Origin of the sequence: Microcoleus sp. F4-D5 (assembly GCF_036704885.1) — a bacterium.
Lineage (GTDB): Bacteria > Cyanobacteriota > Cyanobacteriia > Cyanobacteriales > Microcoleaceae > Microcoleus.
Genome location: NZ_JAUBSX010000176.1, coordinates 1 through 2,604 on the forward strand (window position 1 = coordinate 1; position 2,604 = coordinate 2,604).

Annotated in this window: 2 protein-coding genes; both read right to left on the reverse strand. The window is 46.6% G+C overall.

Features of this window, described 5'->3' with window-relative positions; translation table 11 throughout:
* On the reverse strand, nt 1-1,679 hold a 1,679-nt coding region (locus QUA80_RS33345), incomplete at its 3' end, for a DUF4347 domain-containing protein (protein WP_333429175.1).
* Nucleotides 1,680-1,880: 201 nt separating this feature from the next.
* On the reverse strand, nt 1,881-2,604 hold a 724-nt coding region (locus QUA80_RS33350; RefSeq protein WP_333429176.1), incomplete at its 5' end, for a calcium-binding protein.

Genomic DNA, 2,604 nt, shown 5'->3' on the forward strand with positions numbered 1-2,604 from the left:
AAGGTAGTATCCGCAGCCCCAGTCGTCGGGTTTAACTTCGCAATGTGGTTGCGAGTTTGGCCGCCGATGTTGGTGAAATTGCCACCAACTATGAGGTGGCCACTGCTATCGATCGCGATCGCACGGACCCAATCATTCGCATTTGGGTTAAAGGTAGTATCAGCAGCCCCAGTCGTCGGGTTTAACTTGGCAATGTAGTCGCGACTTTGGCCGCCGATGCTACTGATGAAAAAGCCACCAACAATGGGGTTGCCACTGCTATCAATGGCGATCGACCCGACAAAACCATCGTAACCATTTAAGGGGTTAAAGGTAGTATCTGCCGCCCCCGTACTCGGGTTTAACTTGGCAATGTAGTCGCGAGTTTGGCCCGTATTGATGCCGGAAAAGCCACTAACAATGAGGTTGCCACTGCTATCAATGGCGATCGCATTGACATAAGGCATCCAACTCGCATTGGGCCAACTCGCATTATTGGGGTTAAAGGTAGTATCAGCCGCCCCTGTACTCGGGTTTAACTTGGCAATATTATTGTTGCGAGTTTGGCCGCCGATGTTGGTGAAATTGCCACCAACAATGGGGTTGCCACTGCTATCAATGACGATCGCATTGACCCAATCATTCGCATTGGGGTTAAAAGTAGTATCAGCCGCCCCTGTACTCGGGTTTAATTTGGCAATGTAGTTGCGATTTTGGCCGCCGATGTTTGTGAAATCGCCACCAACAATGGGGTTGCCACTGCTATCAATGACGATCGCATTGACCCAATTATTCGCATTGGGGTTAAAGGTAGTATCAGCCGCCCCTGTACTCGGGTTTAACTTGGCAATGTAGTTGCGAGTTTGGCCGCCGATGGTGGTGAACTGGCCACCGACATAGGGGTTGCCACTGCTATCGAGGGCGATCGTATTGACATCACTATTCGCATTTGGGTTAAAGGTAGTATCAACAGTCCCATCAGAGTTTAACTTGGCAATGTTGTTGCGAGATTGGCTGCCGATGCCGGAGAACCCGCCACCGACATAGATCGAATCACCAATAATCGCGGTGCCGTGGCTGGGGCCGGTGACGATACTATCAACACTGAGTCTGCCGGTTCCCGTGTCGTTCGCTAAAACATCTATGACGGTGCTAGTAGGGGTAGCACTAACATTAATGGCTTTGCTATCTGCGGTGCCAGTGGGTCTTCCTAAAGTGTAGTTATAATTGGCAAAATTCAGGGGTTTGGTTTCAATTTCCCCAAATTTCACTTCTAAGTTCCAGTCGCCGCCACTTGCCGCAGAACCCGTTATGTTATTAGAAGCTGCTACATCTGCGCCTGTTATTTTGCTGAGATGCTTGACAAAATTGAGGCAGGTTTCTCCCGCGCCCACATCGCATCCATATAATAGGATATCGCCGTTTTCAGTTAGGGCATTTCCCCACTGTTCGATCTGACTGCTGAAATTTTCTAGGTTGATAGAATCGAGTATGTCAGAACCGAGTTTTAAACTACCTTCGCTACCGTGGGAAAGGATGTGCACGGCTGCAATATCTTTTTGATCTGCCAAGGCTTGAGTAATTTGTGCGATCGCGCTCGAATTTTCTTTTAAAAGGACTATTTGAGCGGAATTGACATTTTGAATCAGGCTTTGATAATCTTGTACAGAGGAGTCAACGAAAATGATTTCCTTGTTCATGGTAATCACCTATTGTTTTTTGTTAAGTCTAGGACTGACGCATTCAGCGCAATTACCAACAATATGATGAGGCTTTTGGTCGCTCACCAGAAACCCAGAACAACGAAATCTCGCCTCAGTGCGTAAGTTCTAACTGATTCACTGCCCAAGTTTTTGCCGCTGGGATGATAGTTTTATCTGAGCGTTCACACTGCAGAAATCTTACAAGAAAGAGCCACTATTAAAAGCAGTTGGATGCACATTATAAACCAATCCCAAGTAGTCATTCCCAGATTTGATCGCCGTTGCAGTTAGAGGCATCACCCCATCTAAGATGACATTAACCGACTCAAAGGTTAGTTGACTGAAAGTGGCACCAATCAACTTGATTTTATCGTCGGCAGTAGAGAAGTCAGTAATCACATCAGCTTGAGATGGGTTAGGAGCGGTATATTGTAAGACAAAGGTATCAAGTCCCAAGCCACCTGTGAGCACATCGAAACCTCGATCGCCCCATAACTCATCATTCCCATTCCCACCAATCAAGACATCATTTCCCTTCCCCCCGTGTAAGGGATCATTATCATTGCCACCAGTGAGAGTATCATTGTCATTATTTCCACTCAAGAAGTCATCATCATTACCACCAGACAATTGATCGGATTCTTTACCCCCAAACAAGTTATCGTTCCCATTACCGCCATCAATGGTATCAGCACCTTGGTTGCCATAGATGGTGTCATTCTCGTCACTTCCCGTCAAGTTATCATTACCTGATAACGCGAATATCGGTTTGCCAAAGGCTGATTGGGGGATACTGGTATCATCTTCATCAGTCAGTAGATATTTGCCATCTACTTCTTGATTTTGTGGCAAATTAGTTGGTTCACCGCGATCGATATTACTGACTGATGGCGTGTTAATTGCGATCGTTATGGGTGTTGGT